Here is a 22,129-nt window from a genome sequence, read left to right as displayed (position 1 = left end):
AACCGCCAAGCTTCGGGGCTCTTTTATCGCGTCACACCCAGGGACGCTCGACGCCGGGCGGATGCGCGCCGGCCGGCACGTCGCATTCCGCGGATTGCAGCTTCGCTTTCTTCGTCGGCGGCGCGAAAGGTTCGCACATGAGCGTGTAGTTCGCGTGCGCCACGGCTGGACGGTCGACGACCTGCTCGCGGACATGCAACGTCAGCGCCGATACGACGATCGCCACCAGCACAAGAAACTCGCGATTCGCGAGCGCATTCAGCACTTTCATTCATTCTCCTGTTGCCTTGTCCTTGCGCCGTCCTGCGTGGGACAGGCGTCTGGTGCGCGGAACCAGCAAGTCACATGCCGCGCGCAAGGCCGTGATCCGGGCACGGGTCGTGCGACAGGAAGCGCAGGCGCATCCCCGAGGGGACGCAGCGCTCAAACCAATTCGCTAACAAAAGGAGGTATCCCTATGAGCACGAACGTCGTATCGGTACTCAACGATCTCATCGAAACCTCGAAGGACGGAGAGAAGGGTTTCCTCAAGGCCGCCGAAGATACGCGCGATCCGAGTCTCAAGCTGTTGTTCCAGAACCGCGCGGAAGCGTGCGCGCAAGGCGCGATCGAACTGCAAGACCTCGTGCAGCGTCTGGGCGGCAAGCCCGAAACCGGCGGTTCGGTTTCCGGCGCGTTGCATCGCGGCTGGGTCGATGTAAAGTCCGCCGTCAGCGGCCACAGCGATCACGCGGTCCTCGCCGAATGCGAGCGCGGTGAAGACGCTGCGAAGAAGAACTATCGCCAGGCGCTCGAAAAGGACCTGCCGGCCGATGTCCGCGCGGTCGTCGAACGCCAGTATCAGGGTGTCATCGAGAACCACGATCGCATCCGCGATCTGCGCGATCAGTACGCAGCCGCGAAGTCGTAAGTCATCGCGACGCATGCCGGCCCCGCGCCGGCATGACGCGTTGCGAGCATCGCTGCGCCGCCTTCGGGCGGCGTTTTTGTTGGGCGACGATGCGCCGCGTCATCGAATAAAAACGGCCACTTGCGTGGCCGTTCGTCGGACGCCGCTGCAACCGATATCAGTGCGGCTGTCCCTTGTCGTTGGTGCCGAGCGCGGATGCAGCCGCAGCCGCCGATGCGCCCTTGAGCTTGTGCGCCTTGTTCTGCTGATGCAGGGTCGTGCCCTTGCTCTTCGTCGTCTGCGCGCCGGAAGCCGGAGCAGCCGTGCCCGCCGCATCCGATGCTGCCTGTGCGAACGCCGTCGTCGAGAATGCGAGCGCCAGCGCGCCGATCAATGCCATCTTTTTCGTCTTCATGAAGAGCTCCTTTTGCCGGGGCCTTCGAGCGCCGTGTGCACGACGCGTCGTGAGCCGCCTGTGAGTAACGACCTGAGGCCGTCCTTCGTTTTTAGGGTTTCGAACATGCTGCGAGGTGATGCACGTGCCAGTTGATGCAAGCAAGGGCGATACAAAAAACGCCGCCCGATGCGATGAACCCGCGCCAAAGTCCGATGTCTCGCCGCGACGACGAATCATCGGACCCCGCGCGGGTTCCGGTCCAGCTGTTTCGAGCGCGGCCCGCCTTCAGCGAGCCGGGCATACGAACTATGCCATCACTTCCGTGTTACTTGGCAGAGATTTTGAGATGGTTCTTCACGGATGCAACACCCGACACTTCCTTCGCCACTTCGGCTGCGGCGGTCTTGTCTTCCGCCGACGGCACCGTGCCGGTCAGCGAGACGACGCCCCCGCGCGTCTTGACGTGGATGTGCGTCGACTTGACGTTCTTCGCGCTAAGCAACTCGGCCTTGACCTTTGCGGTCACCGCGCTGTCGTTCAACCTTCTGGCCGACCGAGGTATCGGTTGCGCCCGACGAGGACGCCGCCGAGTTGGTCTGCGCGCCCGCGTTCAGCGCGAACACCACACATGCGATACCGCCGGCTGCTTTGAGGAATTGAGTCGTCTTCATGGCAATGCTCCTTCTTTTCAGTTTTAGTGTTGCGCGCCCCTGTCACGCTGACTTGTCCCGCGTGTTCGCCGTAGGTCTTACGGCCCACACGCGCACGAGGCGCCCCGCTTTCTTTGTGACGATCGTTGTTGCCTCGATTGGTCCGCGCGTCGCCGCACGAACGCATCGATTCTTATGCAACTAGCGTGCCGGATCGCTTGGTTGTCGCGCTCGTCGAGCGTTCGTTGCGCCTCGTCGCCCTTGTCGGGCGGTCTCCAGCCGGCCCGGTGACAAATCGTCGACAAGCTCTGACGCACGTTCGGCGAGTGCGGGCAGCACCGTGCGCAACCCGCGTTCTTTTGTCTGAACCCGTGTAAAAATGGCGTGGAAAGCGCGCGTCCGCACGGTTCCCGGTGAGTTCTGCCGAAGCGAAAACGTAGTCGAAGCATGGCTTTAGCCGTCGATGGCATGGACGTTGCTCTGAGTGTGGTCGCGAACATATCGATCACGTACGAACACTCGAGGATTAGCAAGCAATGCCGCCTTCACTCGAACTCCGCACCAAGCAAAGCCTGGCCCTGACGCCACGGCTCCAGCAGTCCGTCCGGCTGTTGCAACTCTCGTCGCTGGAATTTCAGCAGGAACTGCGGAACGCCCTCGACACGAATCCTTTCCTCGAATACGACGAATCGCAGACCGAGGACAACGCGCTCGGCGCGGATAACGGCAACTCGATGAGCGACAGCTCGCTTTCGACTTCCACCGATACCGCGACGGAAGCGCCGCTTGCCGCCGAATCCAGCATGGACGGCGAAGCCAGCGCCGACTCCAGTTCACGCGAGGACTCCATGAGCGAGTTCTCGTCCGACCCGTTCGGCCGCAGCGCATCGCGCAACAACGGCGACGGCGAAGGCTCCGATCCCGCCGACTGGGTCCGCATCGAGCCGTCGCTGCATGAAACGCTGCACGATTCGCTGCGCATGTATCAGCTGAACCACCGCGATCGCGCGGTCGCGCAACTCATCATCGAAGCGCTCGACGACGACGGCTATCTGCGTCAGGAACTGAGCGAACTCGCGGACGTCGTCGACATCGAGCCCGCCATCAGCGAAGACGAACTCAGCATCGCGCTGAAGCTCGTGCAGTCGCTCGACAGGCCGGGCGTCGGCGCGCGCAATCTTTCGGAATGCCTGACGCTCCAGCTCGACGCGATGCCCGCCGACACGCCGGGCCGCGATGTGGCGCGCGAGATCGTCGCGCATCATCTGGAACGTCTCGCACGCCGCGAACAGGCGGAGCTGCAGAAGAAGATCGGCTGCACCGCGGAAGAACTGCGCATCGCGTGTGCGCTCGTGCGCCGTCTCGATCCGAAGCCGGGCGAGAACTACGGCCAGAGCGAGGACAACTACGTGGTGCCCGATGTCATCGTGCGCCAGGTGAAGAAGCAGTGGGTCGTGACGATCAACCCGGCGGTGCTGCCGCGTGCGCGCATCCATCGCATGTACGCGGAACTGTTCGCGCAATCGGCCGGGGCGAGCCGCTCGCCGCTCGCGCAGCAGTTGCAGGAAGCGCGCTGGCTGATCCGCAACGCGCAGCAGCGTTTCACGACGATTCAGCGCGTGGCCGAATGCATCGTCTCGCATCAGAAGGCGTTCTTCGATTACGGCGAAATCGCGCTGAAGCCGCTCGTGCTGCGCGATGTCGCCGACGAACTCGGCCTGCACGAATCGACCATCTCGCGCGCGACGGGCAACAAATATATGGCGACGCCGCGCGGCATCTTCGAGTTCAAGCACTTCTTCCCGCGCGAACTGTCAACGGAAAGCGGCGGCACGTGCTCGGCCGCAGCGGTGCGCGCGCTGCTCAAGGAGATGATCTCGAAGGAAAACTCGCGCGACCCGCTGTCGGATGTGAGCCTCGCGAAGATGCTCGCCGATCAGGGCGTGATCGTCGCGCGCCGCACGGTGGCGAAGTATCGGCATCTGATGAAGGTGCCGCCCGCCGAACTGCGCAGGCAGGCTTGAAGCACCGTGAAGCGTTTTGGCGCTCCGGCGTTCAGCGACGACCCGGTCAACTGAGTCGCATGAGCGGGATCAACGGAGCGTAGCTGCAGGGCCGCCTTTCCACAGGCGGCCTTTTTTTTCAGCGGGCACGGCTGCCCTGTCGTTCTATCGCCAGCCCGACTCGCGATGCGTGCGCCTGCGCGCCGCCGTGGCGGACAGTTCCGCGCCCAGCAGAAACACCGCCGCCGAGTAATAGAGCCACATGAGGATGATTGCGAGCGAGCCCGCCGCGCCGAACATGTTCGCCGTCCCGGCGTGCTGCAAATAGAACGCGAAGAGCCGCTTGCCGCCCTCGAACAGCAGCGCGGCCGCAGCGGCGCCGAGCGCGGCATCGCGCCAGCGCATGCGCGTCGTCGGCAGGAATTTGAGCAGCACCGAGAACGCGAGCATCAGCATCGCGAGCGATATCGCGCGGCGCGTCAGCGTCGACAGGACCACGAACGGATTGCCGTCGCCGAGCGCCCAGTGACCGAGCACTTCGACGAGCGCATCGAGCACGAGCAGCACGACCACGAGCAATCCCGCGCCGACGACCAGGCCGAACGACACGAGCCGCACGCGCAGCATCGCGAAGATGCTGTCGCGCGTGCTGACCGCCGGCGTCGGCCAGATGACGTTCAGCGCGCTATGCAGCGATGAGAATGTCGCCGACGCGCCGATCAGCACGCCTGCGATGGACAAGACCGCCGTGCGCCGCGCCATGTCGGCCTGCCATGCGTTGGCGACGATCGCCTCGAGCGCGTGAGCGGCATCCGCGCCCACCACGCCGCTGATCTCGTCGAAGAGGCGGCCCTGCACGGCATCCGCGCCGAAAAAGACGCTCGCCACCGAGATCACGATGACGAGCGTCGGCGCGAGCGAGAACGCGGCGAAGAATGAGATCGACGCCGAGAACATCAGGCAACGGTCCTGAATCCACTGCGTGACGGGATCGGCGACCCACGATAGCCAGCCGAGCCGCGACGTGCGACCTTCGGCGAGCGGAGCGGACGGATTCGGGACTTCGCGGGTCATCGGCAGAAAGCGGGCGAGTGGTGCGTCAAGCGCCGATGTTAACGTCCCCGCGTGCGATGCGTGTAAAAAGGCGCGGGCGGAAATCGTCCGCACGCGCCTCGACTCCGTTATCGAGCAAGCGACTTCAGATGCGTTCGTCGTCGCCGGCCGGGTCCGCGCCGTCGTCGCTCAGCGACTCCACGTCTTCGTCCTCGACCTGATCGGGCAGGATATCGCCGTAGACTTCGAGGTTGTTGTCGCCGTCGGCGGAGGCGTCCTCGCCGGTGCCGGCGCGGTCGGTGTCGCTGTCGAGCTGGGCGTCGGACAGGCCGAGCGCATGGGCGTCCAGTTCGTCTTCGATGTCGCCCGGACGGCGCATTTCGCCTTGCACGTCCGAACCGCTATCGGATGAATCGCTCGGTCCGAGCGCGCCCGTGCCGTGCCCCTTGCCCCATTCAACGCCGCCCTCATCCGGCGGATTCAGTGTGCTTCCCGTCATGATGACCTCCTTCGATTGTGTCGATGACGGGAACGCAAGACCCGTTCCGCGTTCCATGCGCGAAAAAATGCCCCGCGTTCTTGCGATACGCGGGGCATCGGCGAACGGCGAGCTTCACGCGCGGGCGGCGCGCTTCGCCGTCGCTGCGCCCTGCTTCACCGTCTTCACGGTCTTTTCCGTGACGGACGTCGCCGTGGCGACACTGCGCAAATCGGACAGGAACGAGTCGCGCCACACGGAGAGATTGTTCTCGCGCAACGGCGCCATCATGTCGGCGTGGCGGGCCTGACGCTCGGCGAGCGGCATCGACAACGCGCGCTCCAGCGCTTCGGACATCTGCGACAGATCGAACGGATTGACGACGAGCGCCCCCGGCAGCTGATCCGCCGCGCCCGCGAACTGCGACAGCACGAGCGCGCCCGGATCGGCCGGATCCTGCGATGCGACGTACTCCTTCGCGACGAGATTCATGCCGTCGCGCAACGGCGTCACATAGCCGACCTGCGAGAGACGGAACAACGCCATCAGCAGATTGCGTTCGTACTTGCGGTTGAGGTACTGGATCGGCGTCCAGTCGAGTTGCGCAAACCGCCCGTTGATGCGCCCCGCCTCGCCTTCCAGGTTCTGGCGAATGCGCTGGTACGTCTGCACGTCGGAGCGCGTCGGCGGGGCGATCTGCACGAGCGACACGCGCCCATGCCAGCCCGGCGCATTCAGCAGCAGCCGCTCGAACGCCTGGAACCGCTCGACGAGGCCCTTCGAATAATCGAGGCGATCCACGCTCATGATGAGCTTGCGGCCCCGCATGCTGTCGCGCAGGCTCTTGACCTGCTTGCGGCTGGAGAACTGCTCGGCGGCCTTGGCGATCGCATCCGGATAGATGCCGATCGGATACGCGCCGACTTTCAGCATGCGGCCGAATGCCTGCAACATGCCGTCCTCGCTCGCATGGCCGCGGCCGCTGCGCTCGATGTAATCGACGAACGACTGCTTGTCGCTGTCCGTCTGGAAGCCGACGACATCGTACTGGCACATCGCCGTCATCAGTTCTTCGTGCGGCGGCACGGTGCGCATGACTTCGGGCACCGGAAACGGAATATGCAGGAAGAAGCCGACAGGGTTCGTCACGCCGATCTTGCGCAGCTCCTGCGCGAACGGCAGCATGTGATAGTCGTGAACCCAGATGATGTCGTCGGGCTGCAGCAGCGTCTTCAGCTTCGCGGCGAGCGTCGCGTTGACGCGCATGTAGCCGGCGAATTCCTCGCGATCGAAGCGCGACAGGTCGTTGCGATAGTGGAAGGTCGGCCACAGCGTGGCGTTCGAGAAGCCGCGGTAGTACTGGTCATAATCGCGGCGCGTCAGTCCGACGGTCGCATAAGTGACATTGCCGTTCTTTTCGACGACCGGCGCAGCCGCTTCGCCGACGATTTCCCCGCTCCAGCCAAACCATACGCCGCCCGTCTCCTTGAGCGCATCCAGCACGCCGATAGCGAGACCGCCCGCGCTGGGCTTGCCCTCCTGAACCGGCGCGACGCGATTCGATACCACGATCAATCTGCTCATTACAGGCTCACCTCTCAGTTGTCGTTGCATGCCCGAATGGACGCCTTAGGGAATGCAAATCCTATGCCGTTTTGCGCATGATCCGATTCATAAATTCGTATCGAGATGTTACGGACGAACGGAAACGCGCGGCGCGAGGCCGCGGCGTCGAACTTTCTTGCTGTGCCGGATGCGCCGCGCAAACGCGGCATTCAGGCGTCCTGCTCGGAGCCGAGATCGCGCTGATAGTCGATGCCCTCGCGACGCACGCCGCCCTGGTTGTGCTCGCCATCGGGCGGAGCGCCAGGCGCGGGGCGATTCTGCCCGGCGGGATCGTGTTCGGCGGGCGGCGGCGACGCGCTCTGCGCCGTGCCGTTCTTGGCCGCTTCGGCGCGTGCTTCGCGTTTGGACGAGTGACGCGCGGAGCGTCGAAGTGCGGGATGCCTCATGGTGCCTCCAGAAAGAAGGCCGTCGTGAATGGACCTCGGCGGCGTCAGACCGATGCGCCTGCCCGCTGCCTGCGAAAGCAGTGGACCCAGGCGCGCTCTCAGAAAAAAGAACCGGCAGCGACAGCGCCGCCGGTCATTCTTGCGTCATTCGTTGTAATCCCTACCTTCGGAATTGAAAACTTATTAAGGCTTGCACGAATTTCGGTGAATCGGTCCGGAAGACGCCGGTGCGCTCAGGCCACAGGAGGCGCGTCGCCCGGTCCCGGCGGCGGGTCGCCGATCGGCTGCATCGGCTGCTCGGGGGGATCGCGCGTCGGGTCCGGATTCGTATCGGGCGGGATCGGAGTCGGCGGCGGCTGATCGGGCGGCGTCACCGGCGGGTCCGGCGGCTGGGGCGTCTGCGCACTAATGGGCGCGCGGTCGAAATCGGACATGGCGGGCTCCTTGCGGTCTTGTGTCGTGGATGCATCCGTCAGCGACGCATGCACGTACGGTCACGCAAGGCGCGTTCCGCTTTTCCTGAGTCGCTCCGCGTCCGTCGACCCCATTATGGTTGCTGAAAGCGCGCCTGCCAACAAAAACGCCCGCGCTTTTGCAAGCAGCGGGCGTTATTTTCGTGTGAAGATAACCGAAGATCAGGTATTTTCGCTGTCCGAGTCGCTCGGGTCGACGCCTTCGCCTACCGCCGCCTTGTTCGCGTCCTCGCCGTATTCGACGAGCCGGTTGTAGAGCGTCTTGAGGCTGATGCCGAGAATTTCCGCCGCGCGCGTCTTGACGCCGCCGCACTGCTCGAGCGTCGCGAGAATCAGTTGCCGGTCGGCTTGCGCGAGCGACGTGCCGAACGGAATCGTCACCGCCGTACCCGCCGATGGCTTCGACAGCGAAATCTGCAGCGGCACGGTCGCGGTGCTGTCCGAGTCGGACCCCGACATGATGTATGCGCGCTGCACGTAGTTCTTCAGTTCGCGCACGTTGCCCGGCCAGTTGTACGACGCGAGCATGTCCCGCACGGCCGGCGGAAAGTCCTTGCGCGTGTTGTAACGGGCGTTCAGTTCGTCGAGGAACGCCTGCCCCAGCAGTTCGACGTCCTTGCCACGCTCGCGAAGCGGCGGCAGGTTGATCGGAAACACGTTCAGCCGGTGATACAAGTCGAGGCGCAGCTTGCCTTCCAGCACGGCCTGCTCCGGATCGCGGTTGGTCGCGGCGATCAGGCGTACGTCCGTTTCAAGTTCCTTCGTCGTACCGACGCGCATGAACATGCCGGTTTCGAGCACGCGTAGCAGCTTGACCTGCAGCTCGATCGGCATTTCGGTGATTTCGTCGAGGAACAGCGTGCCGCCGTTCGCGCGTTCGAAATAGCCCTTGTGCTGACGATCCGCGCCGGTGAACGACCCGCGCTCGTGCCCGAACATTTCGGATTCGATCAGGTTCGGCGAGATCGCGCCGCAGTTCACCGCGATGAACGAATGCTTGCGACGCAGGCTCAGCTCGTGCAGCGTCTGCGCCGCGACTTCCTTGCCGGTACCCGATTCGCCGATCAGCAGCACCGATGCCGCCGTCGGCGCGACACGGCCGACTTGGTCGTAGACGGTCTGCATCGCGGGCGAATTGCCGAGCATCAGGCCGAAGCGGCCCATGCGGCGCAATTCGCCGCGCAAGGTGCCGATTTCCGCCTTGAGGTCGCCGGCGCGCGGCAGGCGCGACAGGATGGCCTTGACGCGCTGCATGTTGATCGGCTTGACCAGATAGTCGGTCGCGCCCATCTTGAGCGCGCTCACAGCCGACTCGACGGTCGCGTGTCCGGTGATGACGATCACTTCCACGCCCGAGCGCGGATCGAGATCCTCGAAAAGGTCGACGCCCGTGCCGTCAGGCAGCTTGAGGTCCGTGAACACGACGTCCGGCGTCTGCCTCACGAGCTGGATGCGCGCCTCGCGCAAATCGCTGGCGGTGGCTGTCGTCAGTCCATCTTCGCCGATGATCGCGGCTAGCGCCTCGCGGGTACTGGGATCGTCATCGACAATCAATACGTGTGGCATTGCGTCTCGAATTCTTCCAAAGCGTTTCAGGGTCACACACCGCGTGGCGGCGTGGTCGTCTCCGGGCGGCGGGACGCCGTCCGGGCCGGTGCGTCTTGCGGCCGGGCGTCAGGGCTGACGAACCGGGTTAAGGCGCAGAAAATAAAATAATTTCCGAAACTTCCGCACGCTTGGGGGCTGCCGCCGTAAGTATTGCCAATCAGGCCGCTTATAGGCCACTGATAGGGCACTTATGGCAGAGGTTTCTCGATTATAAGGGTTTATTAAGATAAAAACGCACGCCGGGCGGCGTGCGTCTGCATCGTGGATGCGTCGTATCGTTGCGGTCGAGCCGTTCAACGGCCCGGCGGCGATCAGCTGCGCGGGAAGTGCCAGGCGTCAGCCGTGCCGCCGACGACTTCGTCGCCCTTCACCGCCGAGCGCCGCCGCGACGAGGACACGGTGCGACGCCCATCGCGTCCCAGACGGCGCGCCGTGCCGTCCTGCGACTGCATCCACTTCCAGGCGAGCACGCTGCCGACAGCGAACAGCGCCCCGAACACTCCGATCGAAGAACGTGCCATTTCGTGTTTCTCCTGTCGTTATTGAGATTCGATGTCAGGTCAGCGCGAGATCAGGACGGCGAGCAGGAAGCCGGCAGCGGCTGCCATGCCCAGCGAGTTCCACGGGTTCTCGCGCACGTACTTCTCGGTGCAGTCGATCCCCGCGCGATAGCGGCTTTGCGCGTTCGCCTGGGCATCCTCCAGCGCGGCGCGAGCGGTGTCGGTGTGATCGCGCAGGCGCGAGCGCAGCGCTTCGACGCCCTCGCCCGGCAGCGTCGCCGACAGCCGCAGCAACTCTTCCGAGTCGTTGAGCAGCACCTTGATGTCCTCGATGATCTTCTGCTTGCCCAACGCAAGCTGGACAGTCGTATGACTCATGGAATCAGTCCTCCACATTGGGTTTGCCACTCCGGGTTGATTCAGCGGTTATTGCGGTTATTGCGGTCATTGCGGTCATTGCGGTTACCGAGTTTCGGCAACGGACACCGTCAACGGTTCGTGCGCGCCGGTCGCCGTCAGCCGGGCGCGCAGGCGGCGCACGATGCCGCTCGCCGTCAACATGCCGCCCGCCACGCCGAACACGAGGCTCGTCACGTTCGCCGCGCGCGCCAGCGCCGGCGTGCCCGCCGCGTAGCCGAGCACCGCGCACATCAGCGCCGTCACCAGCGCGACCGCGGCCCAGTGATAGATGTCGATCGCCTCGCCCGCCGCGAGTTCCTTCCCATCGCCGGGCGGGCGAGTACGGCCGCCTCGCGCGGAGCGCGCGGCGCCGGCTGAAACGCGGCTCTCGCGTGCGGCGATATCGAATTCGAAAATGTCTTCCATGATGTGTCGGCCTCTCGCACTGCCCTGTGTTTCGCCACGGTCCCGGGCATTCGAATAAGGATGCACAGCAAAGAGCAGCAATCGTGCCAGGCAGCATGAGCAGCCGCACGCCGTCGGACAACGCGTTCGCGGGTAAGTCTTACGCCGTCGGCTTGTAATTTCGCGGCGCAGAGGGCGAACCTTTCCGGAAGCGCCCGCCGCCGTCGCGGGCAGTCAGACAATTTGCCCTCGGGCCTTCAAGAGCGGATTGCCGCAATATCGTTGCGAATGGTTAAATAGCGTTTATGAGATAGAGTCGCCGACGGCGAAGCACGAGGAACACGGCAATTTAACGTGCGATGCGCGCCGCGCGGCTCTGGACCGACGCATAGAGAGGAATCGGCTCACCGCCATCGCGAGCAGGACAGCAGCGCCAGCGCGTCATCGCTGAAGCGGACGGTCACCACGGCGCGTGCGTCATGCCGCGCGAGGAAGTCACAGCACGATTTGCGGCCCGAGGCCCGCGTGCACCGCGTTTTGCGCCCCTGCCCGCTTCGGCGGCGCGCCTCTATCGACCGTATGGACCGATGCTGCGCGGCCGCCCGCCCAACCACATTCGCAGAACTCAGGAACCATCAGGACCTATGGCGTCAACCGATCTTGACCCGCCGCTCGTCGCAGGCGATACACCCGCGCAGAAGAAGCGCACTGCGGGCGATGTGCCGGGTTTGAAGTCTTACGGACTGCTGTACGGCTCGTCGCCCGTGATGCTCGAGCTGTACTCGCAGATCGAGCGCGTCGCGGGGACGGACGCCACGGCGCTCATCATCGGCGAGTCCGGCACCGGCAAGGAACTCGTCGCGCGAACGATTCACGACCAGAGCGCGCGCAAGGACGCGCCGTTCATCGCAGTGAACTGCGGTGCGATCCCCGACAACCTGATCGAAGCCGAACTGTTCGGCCACGAAAAAGGCAGCTTCACGGGCGCGGTGCAGGGGCGCGTCGGTTACTTCGAGCACGCGAATGGCGGCACGCTCTTTCTCGACGAAGTGACGGAGATGTCGCCGGTCCGGCAGGTCAAGCTGCTGCGGGCGCTCGAAACCGGCACGTTCTTTCGCGTCGGCGGCAACGATCTCATCAGTTCTGATGTGCGCGTGATCGCCGCCACCAATCGGGACCCGGTCGCCGCCGTGAAGGAGAACGGGCTGCGCGAGGACCTGATGTATCGCCTCGCCGTCTTTCCGTTGCGCGCGCCGCCGCTGCGCGAACGCGACGCCGACCGCGAACTGCTCGCGCAGCACTTTCTGGCCGAGATGAACGCGCAGGAAGGCACGAACAAGGCGTTCAGCAAGCGCGCGCTCGACGTGCTGCGCACGTATTCGTGGCCCGGCAACGTCCGCGAGCTGAAGAACACGGTGTATCGCGCGTTCATTCTCGCGGAGAAGACCGTGGAGATCGCGCATCCGCATCTGGCATCGCGCGTGAAGAAGCCCATCACGCAGGGCGACGCGATGAACGTCTGGGTCGGCACGCCGCTCGCCGATGCGCAAAAGCAGATCATCCTCGGCACGCTCAAGCATTGCGGCGGCGACAAGCGACGCGCGGCAAAGGCGCTCGGCGTCAGCCTCAAGACCTTGTACAACCGCCTCGGCGCCTATGAGAACGAGGACAGCGAGGGCGGCGACACGCCCTCTTCGTCCAGCGAAAGCTAATCCGAGCGGCTCGGGACCGGACGTTCGCTTCGTCGCCGGTCCTGACTGACACCGTCAACTTTACGCGGCGTGCAACGCGTTCCGCCCGCTTGCAATTTCTTGCAATTTTCCGGCACCGGTTATTAGAAGCTTGCTTCAAAATGCGCGATGCCTGCGGTGCGCCGCGCCTTCGCGTCGTCACGGCATTCGCGGGCGTTGAATCGCAAGAAGAATTTAGCCGCGTGCGTTCGATCGCAGCGCCAAGAAACGGCAGACGAAGGAACAAGCAACATGCAGATCTGTGTCCCCCGGCGCGGCCGACGCGTCGCCGCGCTCACCGCGATCGTGTCCGGCGCCATCGCGTGTCTGACCTTGAGCGGGTGCAACTCGCTCTACAGTGAAGGCGCGACGGCGGGCGCGGGTATCGCGGGCGCGGCTGTCGCCGCGAAGGTGACGGACAACGCGGCAGTGGCCACCGGCATCGGCCTCGGCGCGGTCGCGGCGGCGCGCGCGGGCGTGCAGTACACGCAACGCGTCATTCACACCGACACCCAGGACAAGATCGCCGCCGCTGCCGGCCCGCTCGCCGTCGGCGCGGTTGCGCCGTGGGTCGCGGTTCACTCGGTGCCGCTCGAAGCAGACGAGAAAGGCCGCGTGACGGTCAGCCGCGCCATCAGCAGCGGCGCGCTCGACTGCAAGGAAATCGTCTTCTCCGTGGATCGCGACGCGACGACCGATCGCGCCGCCGACAGCGCGTTCTATGTGGCGTCCGTCTGCCGCGACGGCAACAAGTGGAAGTGGGCGTCGGCAGAACCGGCTACGCCGCGCTGGGGCTCGTTGCAATGACGGTCCGGCTGACGAATCCGGCGGCGCTGCGCCTCGCGCTGCTGACCGCCGTGACGGCGGCGTGCGCGACCGTGAGCGGGTGCGCATCGATCGGCGCGGCGACCGGTGCGCTCGCCGGCGTGGCGACGGGCGCGGTGACGACGAATCCCGCGATCGGCATCGGCGTCGGCATTGCGGTGCAGGCCGCGACCGACGAAGCCGTCAAGCGCGTGTCGAAGTCGCTCCACACCGATCAGCAAATGGCGATCGCGGCGACGGCGGGCGGTTCGGCGGTCGGCGAGACTCGGCCGTGGAAGGTGAAGCACACGCTGCCGATTGAAAACGGCCACGGCGAAGTCCGCGTGTTGCGCACGTTCGACAACGCGCTCGCGAGTTGCAAGGAATTTGCGTTCTCGGTCGCGGACGGCGACGAGCCGAACGCGCACGCCGACTGGTTCATCGCCACTGCCTGCAAGCAGACCGAAGGATGGAAATGGGCGTCCGCGGAGCCTGCCGTCGAGCGCTGGGGAAATCTGCAGTAGCGACGAAAGGCGCGCAGAGGAAGCGCGATTCCGGCCGCAGGCCAATGCAAAAAGCGCGGCGCCGTTCCCGGCCACCGCGCTTTTTCGTCGAGTCGAAGCGAGACGTCAACCTTCCACGTCCTCCAGACTCAGCATCTCCGTCTGATCGTTGTACGAGAAAATCTCCCCGTACCGTCCCCAGTCGATAACCGCGTCGAGCGTCTCCTGCGCGGCCTTGTCGGAGAGAAAGTCCTCCAGTTCCTGCTCGAAACGCACGCGCGGCGCCCGATGCCCCGGCCGCTCGTTCAGCACCTTCTTGATTCGCGCGGCAAGCGGCACATGCCGCAGCAGATGCTCCGCGAACATCATCTTGCGTTCCTGCGTGCCGAATTCCGCGAAGACGCGCGCCTGCGGCGTCAGGTAAATGTCGCCCTCGCGCACGTCCGCGAAGCCGAGATGCTGGAGCACTTCGGCAATCGGGAACAGATCGTCCACTTCGAGATGCAGCGACCGCGCAATTTCCGGCATGTCCGCGCGCCCGTGATACGGCTCCGCAGCCAGCGTTTCGATGAGCCCCGCCATCAGGTTCGTCGATACCGACGGCAGCCAGCTTCCCAGCTCCAGCCCCTTCCGCTTCGATTCGTCGAGCTGGCGCGCCGTCATCTTCGCGTAGATGTCGTCGACGAGCCGCCGGAACGCCGGATCGAGCCGGTTGCGCGGATGCTTGAACGGCACCTTGATTTCGGCCATCACGCGGCCCGGATTGGACGACAGCACCAGAATGCGATCGCACATGAACACCGCTTCCTCGATGTTGTGCGTGACGATCAGCACCGATTTGATCGGCAGCCGGCCCTGCGTCCACAGGTCGAGCAGATCCGTGCGCAGGTTTTCGGCGGTCAGCACGTCGAGCGCGGAGAACGGCTCGTCCATCAGCAGCAGCGTCGGATCGACGACGAGCGCGCGCGCAAACCCCACGCGCTGGCGCATGCCGCCCGACAGTTCGCGCGGATAGGCGTTTTCGAAGCCGTCGAGACCGATCAGATCGATCGCGGCCAGCGCGCGTTCGCGGCGCTCGCGCGCGCCCACGCCCTGCGCTTCCAGCCCCGCTTCGACGTTCTGCAGCACGGTCAGCCACGGAAAGAGCGCGAAGGTCTGGAACACCATCGCGACACCCTTCGCGGGGCCGCGCAACGGCTCGTTCAGGTAGGTCACTTCGCCGGCGGTCGGCTCGATCAGTCCGGCGATGATCCGCAGCAAGGTCGATTTCCCCGAGCCTGAACGCCCCAGCAGTCCGACGATTTCGCCTTCGCGCAGGGCCAGGTTCGCGTCGTCGAGCACGAGCAGTTCGCCCTGCGTCTTGTTGAAGCCGCGGCTCACGTTCTGCACGCGCAGGATTTCCGCGCCGGGACGCGGCGGCTTCGCAGGCGCAGCGGCCGCGCCCGTGCGCGAAACGGTCTGCGCGCCGGGCGTCTGCGTGTTCTTGAGGTTCTGCATCGGAACTCGTCCTTAATCCAGTCGAAGCCTGGCTTCGGCGTAGGCGTACAGCGGACGCCACAACAATCGGTTGAACAACGTCACGAAGAGCGACATCACGGCGATGCCGAGAATGATCTTCGGGTAATCGCCATTGGCGGTGGTCTGCGCGATGTACGCGCCAAGGCCGTGCGCGACGACGCGGGTATCGCCCCACGACACCGCCTCCGCGACGATGCTCGCGTTCCACGCGCCGCCCGACGCGGTGATCGCGCCGGTGATGTAGTAAGGGAAGATGCCGGGCAGCATGGCCTTCTTCCACCACTGCCAGCCGCGAATCTGGAAGTTGGTCGCGGCTTCTCGATAATCGTTCGGATAGGCCGACGCGCCCGCGATCACGTTGAACAGGATATACCACTGCGTCCCGAGCACGATCAGCGGCGACAGCCAGATGTCCGGATTCAGATGCCAGCGCACGATCGCCACGACGAATACCGGAAACAGCAGGTTCGCCGGAAACGCCGCGAGGAACTGCGCGAGCGGCTGGAACTTCTCGGCGAGCGCGGGACGCAGCCCGATCAGCACGCCCACCGGCACCCACACGATCGAAGCAATCGCGATCAGCACGACGACGCGGATCAGCGTGAGAAAGCCGAGCAGGAACACATGGCCCACTTCGCCCCACGTGACGCCCGTCGCGACGAACGAGACCACTTTCCACACGACGAACACGGTCAGCAGCAGCACGACCGCGCCCCACGCGATGTCGCCCGCGCGCGTGGACGGCACGGGCGCGCGCAACGGCAGCCGCACGCGCTGGATCGACGGCAGGCGGATCGGCACGCGCGCCGCCTTCGAGAGCAGCCATCCGGCCGGCACGAGCAGGCGGTGAATCAGCCGCGTGCGGCGAATGAGGTCGAGCAGCCACGATGCCGGCGCGTTGCCCGAACTCGTGTTTTCCATGCGGAACTTGTCCGCCCACGCGACGAGCGGGCGGAACATCAACTGGTCATACGCGAGAATCACGATGGTCATCGCAAGGATCACCCAGCCGATCGCGCCGAGATTGCGCTCGCCGATGGCCGCCGCCAGGTACGCGCCGATGCCCGGCAGCACCACCGTGCGGTTGCCGACCGTGATCGCCTCGGACGCGACGACGAAAAACCAGCCGCCCGACATCGACATCATCATGTTCCAGATGAGGCCCGGCATCGAAAACGGCACTTCGAGCTTCCAGAAGCGTTGCCAGTTGGTGAGATGAAAGCCGCGCGACACTTCGTCCAGGTCGCGCGGCACCGTGCGCAGCGACTGATAGAAGCTGAACGTCATGTTCCACGCCTGGCTCGTGAAGATCGCGAAGATCGCCGCGCATTCCGCGCCGATCACGCGGCCGGGGAACAGCGCGAGAAAGAAGGTGACGGTAAACGAGATATAGCCGAGCACCGGCACCGACTGGAGGATGTCGAGAATCGGCACGAGCACGATGGACGCGCGCCGGCTCTTCGCGGCGAGCGTGCCATAGACGAGCGTGAAGACGAGCGAGGCGACCATTGCGGCCAGCATCCGCAAGGTCGTGCGCAACGCGTATTCGGGAAGATTCGCGGGGTCGAGGGAGATGGCCTGCGTCTCGAGCGTCGAGATCGGCGCGAGGGTCTCATGAAAACCGACGGCGGCGAGCGCGATGATGCAGATGATCATCGGGAAGGCGACGAAGTCCCACCGGTTGGGCAGGAGCCGCCACGCCGACGCATTCGCCGTGCGATTCAGATTGAAACCAAATTCCATTCAAGGCCCTCCCCGTAAGGCTTTGTTCCAGCCGCGCGTGGCGCGGGTCATGCTCGAGACGGCCAGCGCCGTCGCGCGGGTCGGAGGCCTCCCGTTGGCCGCTGCTCCGCGCCCTGACATTCAACGCGGCTCGCCGCCGAATCGACTACAGATGCGGCGCGCCGAACCGAGCGACACTACACCATGCACGATGACAGGCACAACCTCTCCTCCCGTACTTCGCCCATTCGTGCGATGCTTCTGTTGCTCTTCGGCACGACGAAGGCAAAAATGAAGGTGCGGCTCTCCCGGGCGTCGGTGTCCGTGCAACGGCGATCCGGCGCACCCGAAGACCGCCAGCCAGGGCAAGACGCCCGGCGCGGGCACGGCGGCGCGGCATGGCGTTGTGTTGGACAGACGTCGCCCACGACGAGAAGGCGCTTGATAGACGACAAAAAACATCGTCCAATCTTGGCTTACCACAAACAATAAATTGAGCGCCGATGCAATGCGTGACGCCAAATTCGAGTCGGAAGGCCGTCCGACAGACCCGAGAGACTGCTTCAGCCGCATCGCCCGGCCCGGTGCGTATGCAAGAACGGCGGCCGCGGCCCTGACGCGACGCAATGAATGCGCCCGCCGCGCACCGCTGAGCGGCGCGGCCAGGCCGGCGATTATCCCGTTTTCGGCCGACGCAGGCGAGTCTGGGCGCGCGTCCCGCATGTCCGCCGCGCGCGGCGCCGTTCACCCCCGCCCGACGCGTGCGGCGTGACCGTCCGCACCCGCATGATGAACAGGCTCAATCTGCACCGCGCGATCGCGACGCTCTGCCTCGCGCTGGTCGTGTTCGCGTGCTGGATCGCCGCGGGCCTGCTGTCGGACCGAATGGTACAACAGGAGATGACCGCGACGGTGCGCACCGAGCGGCAGATGGCTGCGTCCATCGTCGACAACATGGCGCAGATCATCGCGAGCGACCTGGCGATGTCCCGCGCCATTCCGGCCACGCTCGCGCAGATGGATCTGATGCAGCGCGCCCTCGCGGAATCGCGGCATTATGCCTTGAACCTGGATGCCACGGAAACCGCGCGCCGCGCGCAATGGATGACCTTGCCGAGCCTCGTCAAGGTCGACGCCTTTCTCCACGATGCACAGGGCTTCTCGGGGCTCGACTCGATCTGGCTCGTCAACGACCGGGGATACTGCATTGCGTCGAGCAATGCGGCCGATCCGAACAGCTTCATCGGCTATGACATGAGCGCGCGCGCCTACGTCGGACGCGCACTGCTCGGCGGTTTCGCCGAAATGTACGGCGTCGGCAGGCTGTCGGGCGAGCCGGGCATTTTCATCGCAGCGCCGGTGTACGAGGACGGACTGCTCGTCGGCGCGGTGATCGCGAAAGTGAGCATCGACCGGTTGCGGCACTGGGTGTCGCGCGCGGGGACCTTCGTGACCGATGAGAACGGCGTCGTCGTCATGGCCCACGACGGACGTCTCGAGTATCAGGCGATGCCCGATGCGCCCGTTGCCCGCATGACGCCCGGCGAGCGCTTCGAGCATTACCGCCGCGACGCGTTTCCGCCGTTGCGCGTCGCGCCGGTCGGCGATCAGATGCGCGAGACCGCGCCGTGGCTCGCCCCGCAACTCGCGGAGGGCTTCTATACCGCCAACGGCGACGCGTCACCTTCGCTCTACGACGAGCGCACCGGGCTCAATTCGGGGCTGTCAGCGCATATCATGCATCCGCTCACGAGCTGGCCGGAAATCAGCCGCAACCACAATCGCGACCGCCTGCTCGTGTTCCTGACGATGCTCGGCGTGGTGACGCTCGCGGTGGTGATCGCGACGTCGTACTCGCGCGAGCGCCGGCTGCATCGCGCGACACGCGATCTCGCCGAGCAGTTGCAGGCCGCGAACACGCTGCTGTCCGCCGAGGCCCGCCACGACGCGCTGACGGGCGCGCTGTCGCGCCGCTATTTCCTCGATACGCTGCGTCACGAAGTGGAGCTGGCGCGTTCGGCGGGCGCGCCGCTATCGGTGGCGATCGCCGATCTCGATCACTTCAAGCAGATCAACGACCGCTACGGTCATGCTTCCGGCGACCGCGCGCTGGAGCACTTCGCGGAAGTGTGCCGCACGCAGCTTCGTCCGAGCGACGCCATCGGCCGGCTCGGCGGCGAGGAGTTCGGCATCATCCTGCCGCAGACTTCGCTCGCGGATGCGCAAGCCGTGCTCGAGCGGCTGCGCAAGCGCTTCCGTCACGAGCACTGCGCGCATCTGCCCGACGACGCGGAGCTGTCGGTGAGCATCGGCATCACCGAACTGGCGGGCGGCGACGCGCTCGAATGGATTCTTTCGCGCGCCGACCTCGCGCTCTACGAAGCGAAGTCGCGCGGGCGCGACCGCAGCGAAGTGCGCCCCGCCGATCCCGTCCCGCCGGCGCGCCATCCCGAGAATTCGCTCGCCGGCAAATAGGCGCTTCTCCTCGCCGATGAACCCGGCGCATGCGCGCAGGGGCAGGTATGATGGCCTCGGACATCGAATGCCGTTGCCGTCACCGGGAGGATTGCATGAAGGGAAATCTGGTCATCGTGTGCCGCGATCAGGACGCTGAAACGTTCGACCAACTGCTCGCCGAGTACGGGTCGTTCCAGACGCGGCTCTCGTCCACCGCGTGGTACCTGAAGATCGACATCGCGCCCGAAGTCATTCAGGAAGAGATTCTCTCGCGGCTCGGCAAGTACACGACGCACTACATCTTCGAGGCATCCACGGTCACGTACAACACGGTCAACAGCGAGGCGGCCTCGGCGCTCGAAACGCTGTTCGACTGACACGCCTTTCGCTACAGCGCACGCTCCTCGTGCTGAGGTCCGGCGCGGCGTTCCGTGACCGGCCGCGTCGCGACATCGAACGGAAAGGTCATCACGACCTGCAAGCCGCCCTCCGCATGATTGCCGATCTCGCATTCGCCGCCCGCGCGCCGCGCGAGCCGCTCGACGATGGCGAGGCCCAGACCGCTATGCCCGCTGCCGCCGCGCGCGGGATCGAGCCGCACGAACGGCCGGGCCGCCTTGATGAGATCGGCGGGCGCAATGCCTTTGCCGTGATCCGAGACGCTCAACGTCCAGCCAATCGCCCCGCGCCGCGTCTCGATGACGATGGGCGGCGCGCCGTACGCATGCGCGTTGTCGAGCAGATTCGATAACAGGCGATCCAGCGTCGCCGCCGGCAGCACGAAGCTCGGCCCCGCTTCGAGCACGAGGCGAATGGACTCGGTTCCCGGCGGGAGCGCCGCAAGCGGCCGATACGCCCGATACGCCCGCGCGATGCGCTCGCAGTGCTCGTCCACCGGCGCCGGCTCGCTGCCGTCCGGGCGGTCATGCGCAAACACCAGAAATTGATCGACGATATGCGCCATCGAATCGACATCGCGCACGACGCCGTCGCGCGCTTTTTCGTCGTCCATCATCTCGGCGCGCAGACGCAGGCGGGCGAGCGGCGTCTTCAGATCGTGCGCGACGCCCGCGAGCATCACGGCGCGGTCGTTCTCGGTCTGCGAGACTTCTCGCACCATCTGGTTGAAGCCGTGCGTCAACTGACGCAGTTCGCGCGGACCGCGTTCGGGCACGGGCGGCGTCGGCTGGCCGCGCGCAAAGCGGCCGACCGCATGCGCGAGCGAGCGCAACGGCCGTTGCAGTTGCCACGCGGCTAAAAGCGCGGCAAGCACCGCCGTCGAGAAGATGATCGCGAGCCAGACCAGCATCCGGTCGCGCGAGCGCGGGGGCCGCAACGGCTGCACCGGCACGACGATCCAGCCTGCGTCCTTCACGCCATGTACCCACACGCTCGGCGGCGCGCCGGGTTCTCCGGGGCGCACGTCGGTGTCGTCGGGCAAACGGTCCTTCATGTCTTCGAGAAAGCGCGACAGCGGCCGCGGAATGTCCTCGGCCGCACGCTGAGGCACGTCGGGCGCGTTCAGCGGCACGACGCGCACGCGCGAAGGCAGCGGTTGATCCGGATTGTTCGCGATGTGCTGCCGCACGGCCTCGACGAGAAACGCGGCCTCTTCGACCGCATATCGCGTTTGCGAGTTGTCGCGCTCGACGCGGATGACCGCGAACCACGCGAGGTGCGACAGCACCAGCACGCCGATCACGAGGACGACGAGACGCCCGAACAGCGAATCAATGGGCCGGCGCATTGTGCTCGCCGTCGGGAACGAAGACGTAGCCGCGCCCCCGAACCGTCTGGATGAAGCGCGGCGCGGAAGGATCGGTCTCCAGGATGCGACGCAGACGCCACACCTGCACGTCGATGCCGCGGTCGGTGCCGTCGTATTCGGGGCCGTGCAGCAATTCGAGCAGGCGTTCGCGCGTGAGCGTGCGCATCGGGTTGTTCACGAAAATCTTCAGGAGCGCGAATTCGCTGCCAGAGAGCGTGAGCGGCTTTTCGTCGTGCTGAAGCGTGCGCGACTGGAAGTCCAGCCGGAAACGGCCGAACGAATAAGGCTCGCGCTGCTCGGGCGCGGCGGACGGAATCGTGCGGCGGCGGCGCAGCACCGCCTGCACCCGGGCGAGCAGCTCGCGCGGGTTGAACGGCTTGCCGAGGTAATCGTCCGCGCCGAGTTCCAGGCCGACGATACGGTCGACGTCGTCAGCGCGGGCGGTCAGCATGATGACGGGGATGTCGTCGCCGGATGCGCGCAGCTTCCTGAGCGCGGTAAGGCCGTCGACGCCCGGCATCATCAGATCGAGCACGATGAGATCGGGGCGTTCGCGCTCCAGGCGGCGTTCGAGCGAACCGGCGTCATGCAGCACCGACACTTCGATGCCCTGCCGGACCAGATAGTCGCGCAGAAGGTCGCGCAGTTCGGCGTCGTCGTCGACGACAAGGATTTGTGTAGTCATGTGAAGGAGTTTAGCGCGTGAGCCAGGACGGTTTGACGGTGTACGCGCCCCAAAGGGTTACGGGGTGTTACCGCG

Annotated in this window: 22 protein-coding genes and 1 pseudogene; 7 read left to right on the top strand and 16 right to left on the bottom strand. The window is 65.4% G+C overall.

Translation table 11 applies throughout. The annotated features are described in order from the left end of the window. Positions 1–31 precede the first annotated feature (31 nt). Complete coding sequence (locus P9255_RS23525) at positions 32–271, bottom strand: hypothetical protein (protein WP_309790500.1); 240 nt, start codon at positions 269–271, stop codon at positions 32–34. A gap of 186 nt (positions 272–457) precedes the next feature. On the opposite strand from P9255_RS23525, the gene P9255_RS23520 reads away from it, so the two are divergent. Then, the gene (locus tag P9255_RS23520; protein ID WP_309765300.1) at positions 458–910 is read left to right on the top strand and encodes a PA2169 family four-helix-bundle protein; all 453 of its coding nucleotides are present in this window, start codon (positions 458–460) and stop codon (positions 908–910) included. Positions 911–1,067: 157 nt separating this feature from the next. Here P9255_RS23520 and P9255_RS23515 read toward each other — a convergent pair whose 3' ends face one another. Next, positions 1,068–1,304: a hypothetical protein gene (locus tag P9255_RS23515; RefSeq protein WP_309790499.1), complete on the bottom strand. Its 237-nt coding sequence runs from the start codon at positions 1,302–1,304 to the stop codon at positions 1,068–1,070. Positions 1,305–1,611: 307 nt separating this feature from the next. Further along, positions 1,612–1,957 (bottom strand): annotated as a pseudogene (locus P9255_RS23510) (BON domain-containing protein). Positions 1,958–2,472: 515 nt separating this feature from the next. Here P9255_RS23510 and P9255_RS23505 point away from each other — a divergent pair. Next, complete coding sequence (locus P9255_RS23505) at positions 2,473–3,960, top strand: RNA polymerase factor sigma-54 (protein ID WP_309765303.1); 1,488 nt, start codon at positions 2,473–2,475, stop codon at positions 3,958–3,960. A 144-nt stretch (positions 3,961–4,104) separates the two neighbouring features. On the opposite strand, the gene P9255_RS23500 is transcribed toward P9255_RS23505, so the two are convergent. The 9 genes from P9255_RS23500 to P9255_RS23460 all read right to left on the bottom strand — a co-directional run bounded on the left by P9255_RS23500 (position 4,105) and on the right by P9255_RS23460 (position 10,888). After that, positions 4,105–5,013 (bottom strand): YihY/virulence factor BrkB family protein, encoded by a 909-nt coding sequence (locus P9255_RS23500; RefSeq protein ID WP_309790498.1) that lies wholly within the window; start codon positions 5,011–5,013, stop codon positions 4,105–4,107. Between the two features lie 124 nt (positions 5,014–5,137). Further along, complete coding sequence (locus P9255_RS23495; protein ID WP_404980402.1) at positions 5,138–5,491, bottom strand: chemotaxis protein; 354 nt, start codon at positions 5,489–5,491, stop codon at positions 5,138–5,140. 114 nt (positions 5,492–5,605) lie between these two features. After that, on the bottom strand, positions 5,606–7,054 hold the full coding sequence (gene otsA, locus P9255_RS23490) for an alpha,alpha-trehalose-phosphate synthase (UDP-forming) (protein WP_309790497.1): 1,449 nt from the start codon (positions 7,052–7,054) through the stop codon (positions 5,606–5,608). 191 nt (positions 7,055–7,245) lie between these two features. After that, the gene (locus tag P9255_RS23485; RefSeq protein WP_309765306.1) at positions 7,246–7,482 is read right to left on the bottom strand and encodes a hypothetical protein; all 237 of its coding nucleotides are present in this window, start codon (positions 7,480–7,482) and stop codon (positions 7,246–7,248) included. Between the two features lie 233 nt (positions 7,483–7,715). Continuing rightward, positions 7,716–7,916, bottom strand: a complete 201-nt coding sequence (locus P9255_RS23480; RefSeq protein ID WP_309765307.1) for a hypothetical protein — start codon at positions 7,914–7,916, stop codon at positions 7,716–7,718. A gap of 201 nt (positions 7,917–8,117) precedes the next feature. Then, positions 8,118–9,521 carry a sigma-54 dependent transcriptional regulator gene (locus P9255_RS23475; protein WP_309765308.1) on the bottom strand — a complete coding sequence of 468 codons (1,404 nt, stop codon included), beginning with the start codon at positions 9,519–9,521 and terminating at the stop codon, positions 8,118–8,120. A gap of 353 nt (positions 9,522–9,874) precedes the next feature. Continuing rightward, positions 9,875–10,084, bottom strand: a complete 210-nt coding sequence (locus P9255_RS23470) for a hypothetical protein (RefSeq protein ID WP_309790496.1) — start codon at positions 10,082–10,084, stop codon at positions 9,875–9,877. Between the two features lie 39 nt (positions 10,085–10,123). Continuing rightward, entirely contained in the window at positions 10,124–10,441 is a 318-nt protein-coding gene (locus tag P9255_RS23465) for a DUF883 family protein (RefSeq protein WP_309765310.1), read from the bottom strand. Positions 10,442–10,525: 84 nt separating this feature from the next. Beyond that, positions 10,526–10,888, bottom strand: a complete 363-nt coding sequence (locus P9255_RS23460; RefSeq protein WP_309790495.1) for a hypothetical protein — start codon at positions 10,886–10,888, stop codon at positions 10,526–10,528. A gap of 623 nt (positions 10,889–11,511) precedes the next feature. On the opposite strand from P9255_RS23460, the gene P9255_RS23455 reads away from it, so the two are divergent. The 3 genes from P9255_RS23455 (at position 11,512) to P9255_RS23445 (ending at position 13,925) form a co-directional block, all read left to right on the top strand. Then, a complete protein-coding gene (locus P9255_RS23455; protein WP_309765312.1) occupies positions 11,512–12,579 on the top strand; it encodes a sigma-54 dependent transcriptional regulator in 1,068 nt (355 codons plus the stop codon). Positions 12,580–12,849: 270 nt separating this feature from the next. Further along, entirely contained in the window at positions 12,850–13,404 is a 555-nt protein-coding gene (locus P9255_RS23450; RefSeq protein ID WP_309765313.1) for a hypothetical protein, read from the top strand. Continuing rightward, a complete protein-coding gene (locus P9255_RS23445; RefSeq protein WP_309790794.1) occupies positions 13,401–13,925 on the top strand; it encodes a hypothetical protein in 525 nt (174 codons plus the stop codon). Before P9255_RS23450 ends, P9255_RS23445 begins: the two co-directional genes overlap by 4 nt. Positions 13,926–14,030: 105 nt before the next feature. Here P9255_RS23445 and P9255_RS23440 read toward each other — a convergent pair whose 3' ends face one another. Both P9255_RS23440 and P9255_RS23435 read right to left on the bottom strand, forming a co-directional pair. Further along, positions 14,031–15,401 (bottom strand): nitrate/sulfonate/bicarbonate ABC transporter ATP-binding protein, encoded by a 1,371-nt coding sequence (locus P9255_RS23440; RefSeq protein WP_309765314.1) that lies wholly within the window; start codon positions 15,399–15,401, stop codon positions 14,031–14,033. Positions 15,402–15,413: 12 nt separating this feature from the next. Then, on the bottom strand, positions 15,414–17,165 hold the full coding sequence (locus P9255_RS23435; protein WP_309765315.1) for an ABC transporter permease subunit: 1,752 nt from the start codon (positions 17,163–17,165) through the stop codon (positions 15,414–15,416). Between the two features lie 768 nt (positions 17,166–17,933). On the opposite strand from P9255_RS23435, the gene P9255_RS23430 reads away from it, so the two are divergent. Together P9255_RS23430 and P9255_RS23425 are read left to right on the top strand one after the other, a co-directional pair. After that, positions 17,934–19,619, top strand: coding sequence for a diguanylate cyclase (locus P9255_RS23430; protein WP_309790793.1), 1,686 nt, complete (start codon positions 17,934–17,936; stop codon positions 19,617–19,619). Between the two features lie 95 nt (positions 19,620–19,714). Then, positions 19,715–19,978 (top strand): hypothetical protein, encoded by a 264-nt coding sequence (locus tag P9255_RS23425; RefSeq protein ID WP_309790494.1) that lies wholly within the window; start codon positions 19,715–19,717, stop codon positions 19,976–19,978. An 11-nt stretch (positions 19,979–19,989) separates the two neighbouring features. Here P9255_RS23425 and P9255_RS23420 read toward each other — a convergent pair whose 3' ends face one another. Together P9255_RS23420 and P9255_RS23415 are read right to left on the bottom strand one after the other, a co-directional pair. After that, a complete protein-coding gene (locus P9255_RS23420; RefSeq protein ID WP_309790493.1) occupies positions 19,990–21,348 on the bottom strand; it encodes an ATP-binding protein in 1,359 nt (452 codons plus the stop codon). Beyond that, on the bottom strand, positions 21,332–22,054 hold the full coding sequence (locus P9255_RS23415; protein ID WP_309762993.1) for a response regulator: 723 nt from the start codon (positions 22,052–22,054) through the stop codon (positions 21,332–21,334). Before P9255_RS23415 ends, P9255_RS23420 begins: the two co-directional genes overlap by 17 nt. Positions 22,055–22,129: the final 75 nt, after the last annotated feature.

Source organism: Caballeronia sp. LZ019, from assembly GCF_031450825.1.
Taxonomy (GTDB): Bacteria; Pseudomonadota; Gammaproteobacteria; order Burkholderiales; family Burkholderiaceae; genus Caballeronia.
This window is presented reverse-complemented; position numbering and strand designations above follow the sequence as displayed.

Coding starts and splice junctions, on each gene's coding strand:
- P9255_RS23525 (WP_309790500.1), bottom strand. CDS start 271: ATGAAAGTGCTGAATGCGCTCGCGAATCGCGAGTTTCTTGTGCTGGTG.
- P9255_RS23520 (WP_309765300.1), top strand. CDS start 458: ATGAGCACGAACGTCGTATCGGTACTCAACGATCTCATCGAAACCTCG.
- P9255_RS23515 (WP_309790499.1), bottom strand. CDS start 1,304: ATGAAGACGAAAAAGATGGCATTGATCGGCGCGCTGGCGCTCGCATTC.
- P9255_RS23505 (WP_309765303.1), top strand. CDS start 2,473: ATGCCGCCTTCACTCGAACTCCGCACCAAGCAAAGCCTGGCCCTGACG.
- P9255_RS23500 (WP_309790498.1), bottom strand. CDS start 5,013: ATGACCCGCGAAGTCCCGAATCCGTCCGCTCCGCTCGCCGAAGGTCGC.
- P9255_RS23495 (WP_404980402.1), bottom strand. CDS start 5,491: ATGACGGGAAGCACACTGAATCCGCCGGATGAGGGCGGCGTTGAATGG.
- otsA (WP_309790497.1), bottom strand. CDS start 7,054: ATGAGCAGATTGATCGTGGTATCGAATCGCGTCGCGCCGGTTCAGGAG.
- P9255_RS23485 (WP_309765306.1), bottom strand. CDS start 7,482: ATGAGGCATCCCGCACTTCGACGCTCCGCGCGTCACTCGTCCAAACGC.
- P9255_RS23480 (WP_309765307.1), bottom strand. CDS start 7,916: ATGTCCGATTTCGACCGCGCGCCCATTAGTGCGCAGACGCCCCAGCCG.
- P9255_RS23475 (WP_309765308.1), bottom strand. CDS start 9,521: ATGCCACACGTATTGATTGTCGATGACGATCCCAGTACCCGCGAGGCG.
- P9255_RS23470 (WP_309790496.1), bottom strand. CDS start 10,084: ATGGCACGTTCTTCGATCGGAGTGTTCGGGGCGCTGTTCGCTGTCGGC.
- P9255_RS23465 (WP_309765310.1), bottom strand. CDS start 10,441: ATGAGTCATACGACTGTCCAGCTTGCGTTGGGCAAGCAGAAGATCATC.
- P9255_RS23460 (WP_309790495.1), bottom strand. CDS start 10,888: ATGGAAGACATTTTCGAATTCGATATCGCCGCACGCGAGAGCCGCGTT.
- P9255_RS23455 (WP_309765312.1), top strand. CDS start 11,512: ATGGCGTCAACCGATCTTGACCCGCCGCTCGTCGCAGGCGATACACCC.
- P9255_RS23450 (WP_309765313.1), top strand. CDS start 12,850: ATGCAGATCTGTGTCCCCCGGCGCGGCCGACGCGTCGCCGCGCTCACC.
- P9255_RS23445 (WP_309790794.1), top strand. CDS start 13,401: ATGACGGTCCGGCTGACGAATCCGGCGGCGCTGCGCCTCGCGCTGCTG.
- P9255_RS23440 (WP_309765314.1), bottom strand. CDS start 15,401: ATGCAGAACCTCAAGAACACGCAGACGCCCGGCGCGCAGACCGTTTCG.
- P9255_RS23435 (WP_309765315.1), bottom strand. CDS start 17,165: ATGGAATTTGGTTTCAATCTGAATCGCACGGCGAATGCGTCGGCGTGG.
- P9255_RS23430 (WP_309790793.1), top strand. CDS start 17,934: ATGAACAGGCTCAATCTGCACCGCGCGATCGCGACGCTCTGCCTCGCG.
- P9255_RS23425 (WP_309790494.1), top strand. CDS start 19,715: ATGAAGGGAAATCTGGTCATCGTGTGCCGCGATCAGGACGCTGAAACG.
- P9255_RS23420 (WP_309790493.1), bottom strand. CDS start 21,348: ATGCGCCGGCCCATTGATTCGCTGTTCGGGCGTCTCGTCGTCCTCGTG.
- P9255_RS23415 (WP_309762993.1), bottom strand. CDS start 22,054: ATGACTACACAAATCCTTGTCGTCGACGACGACGCCGAACTGCGCGAC.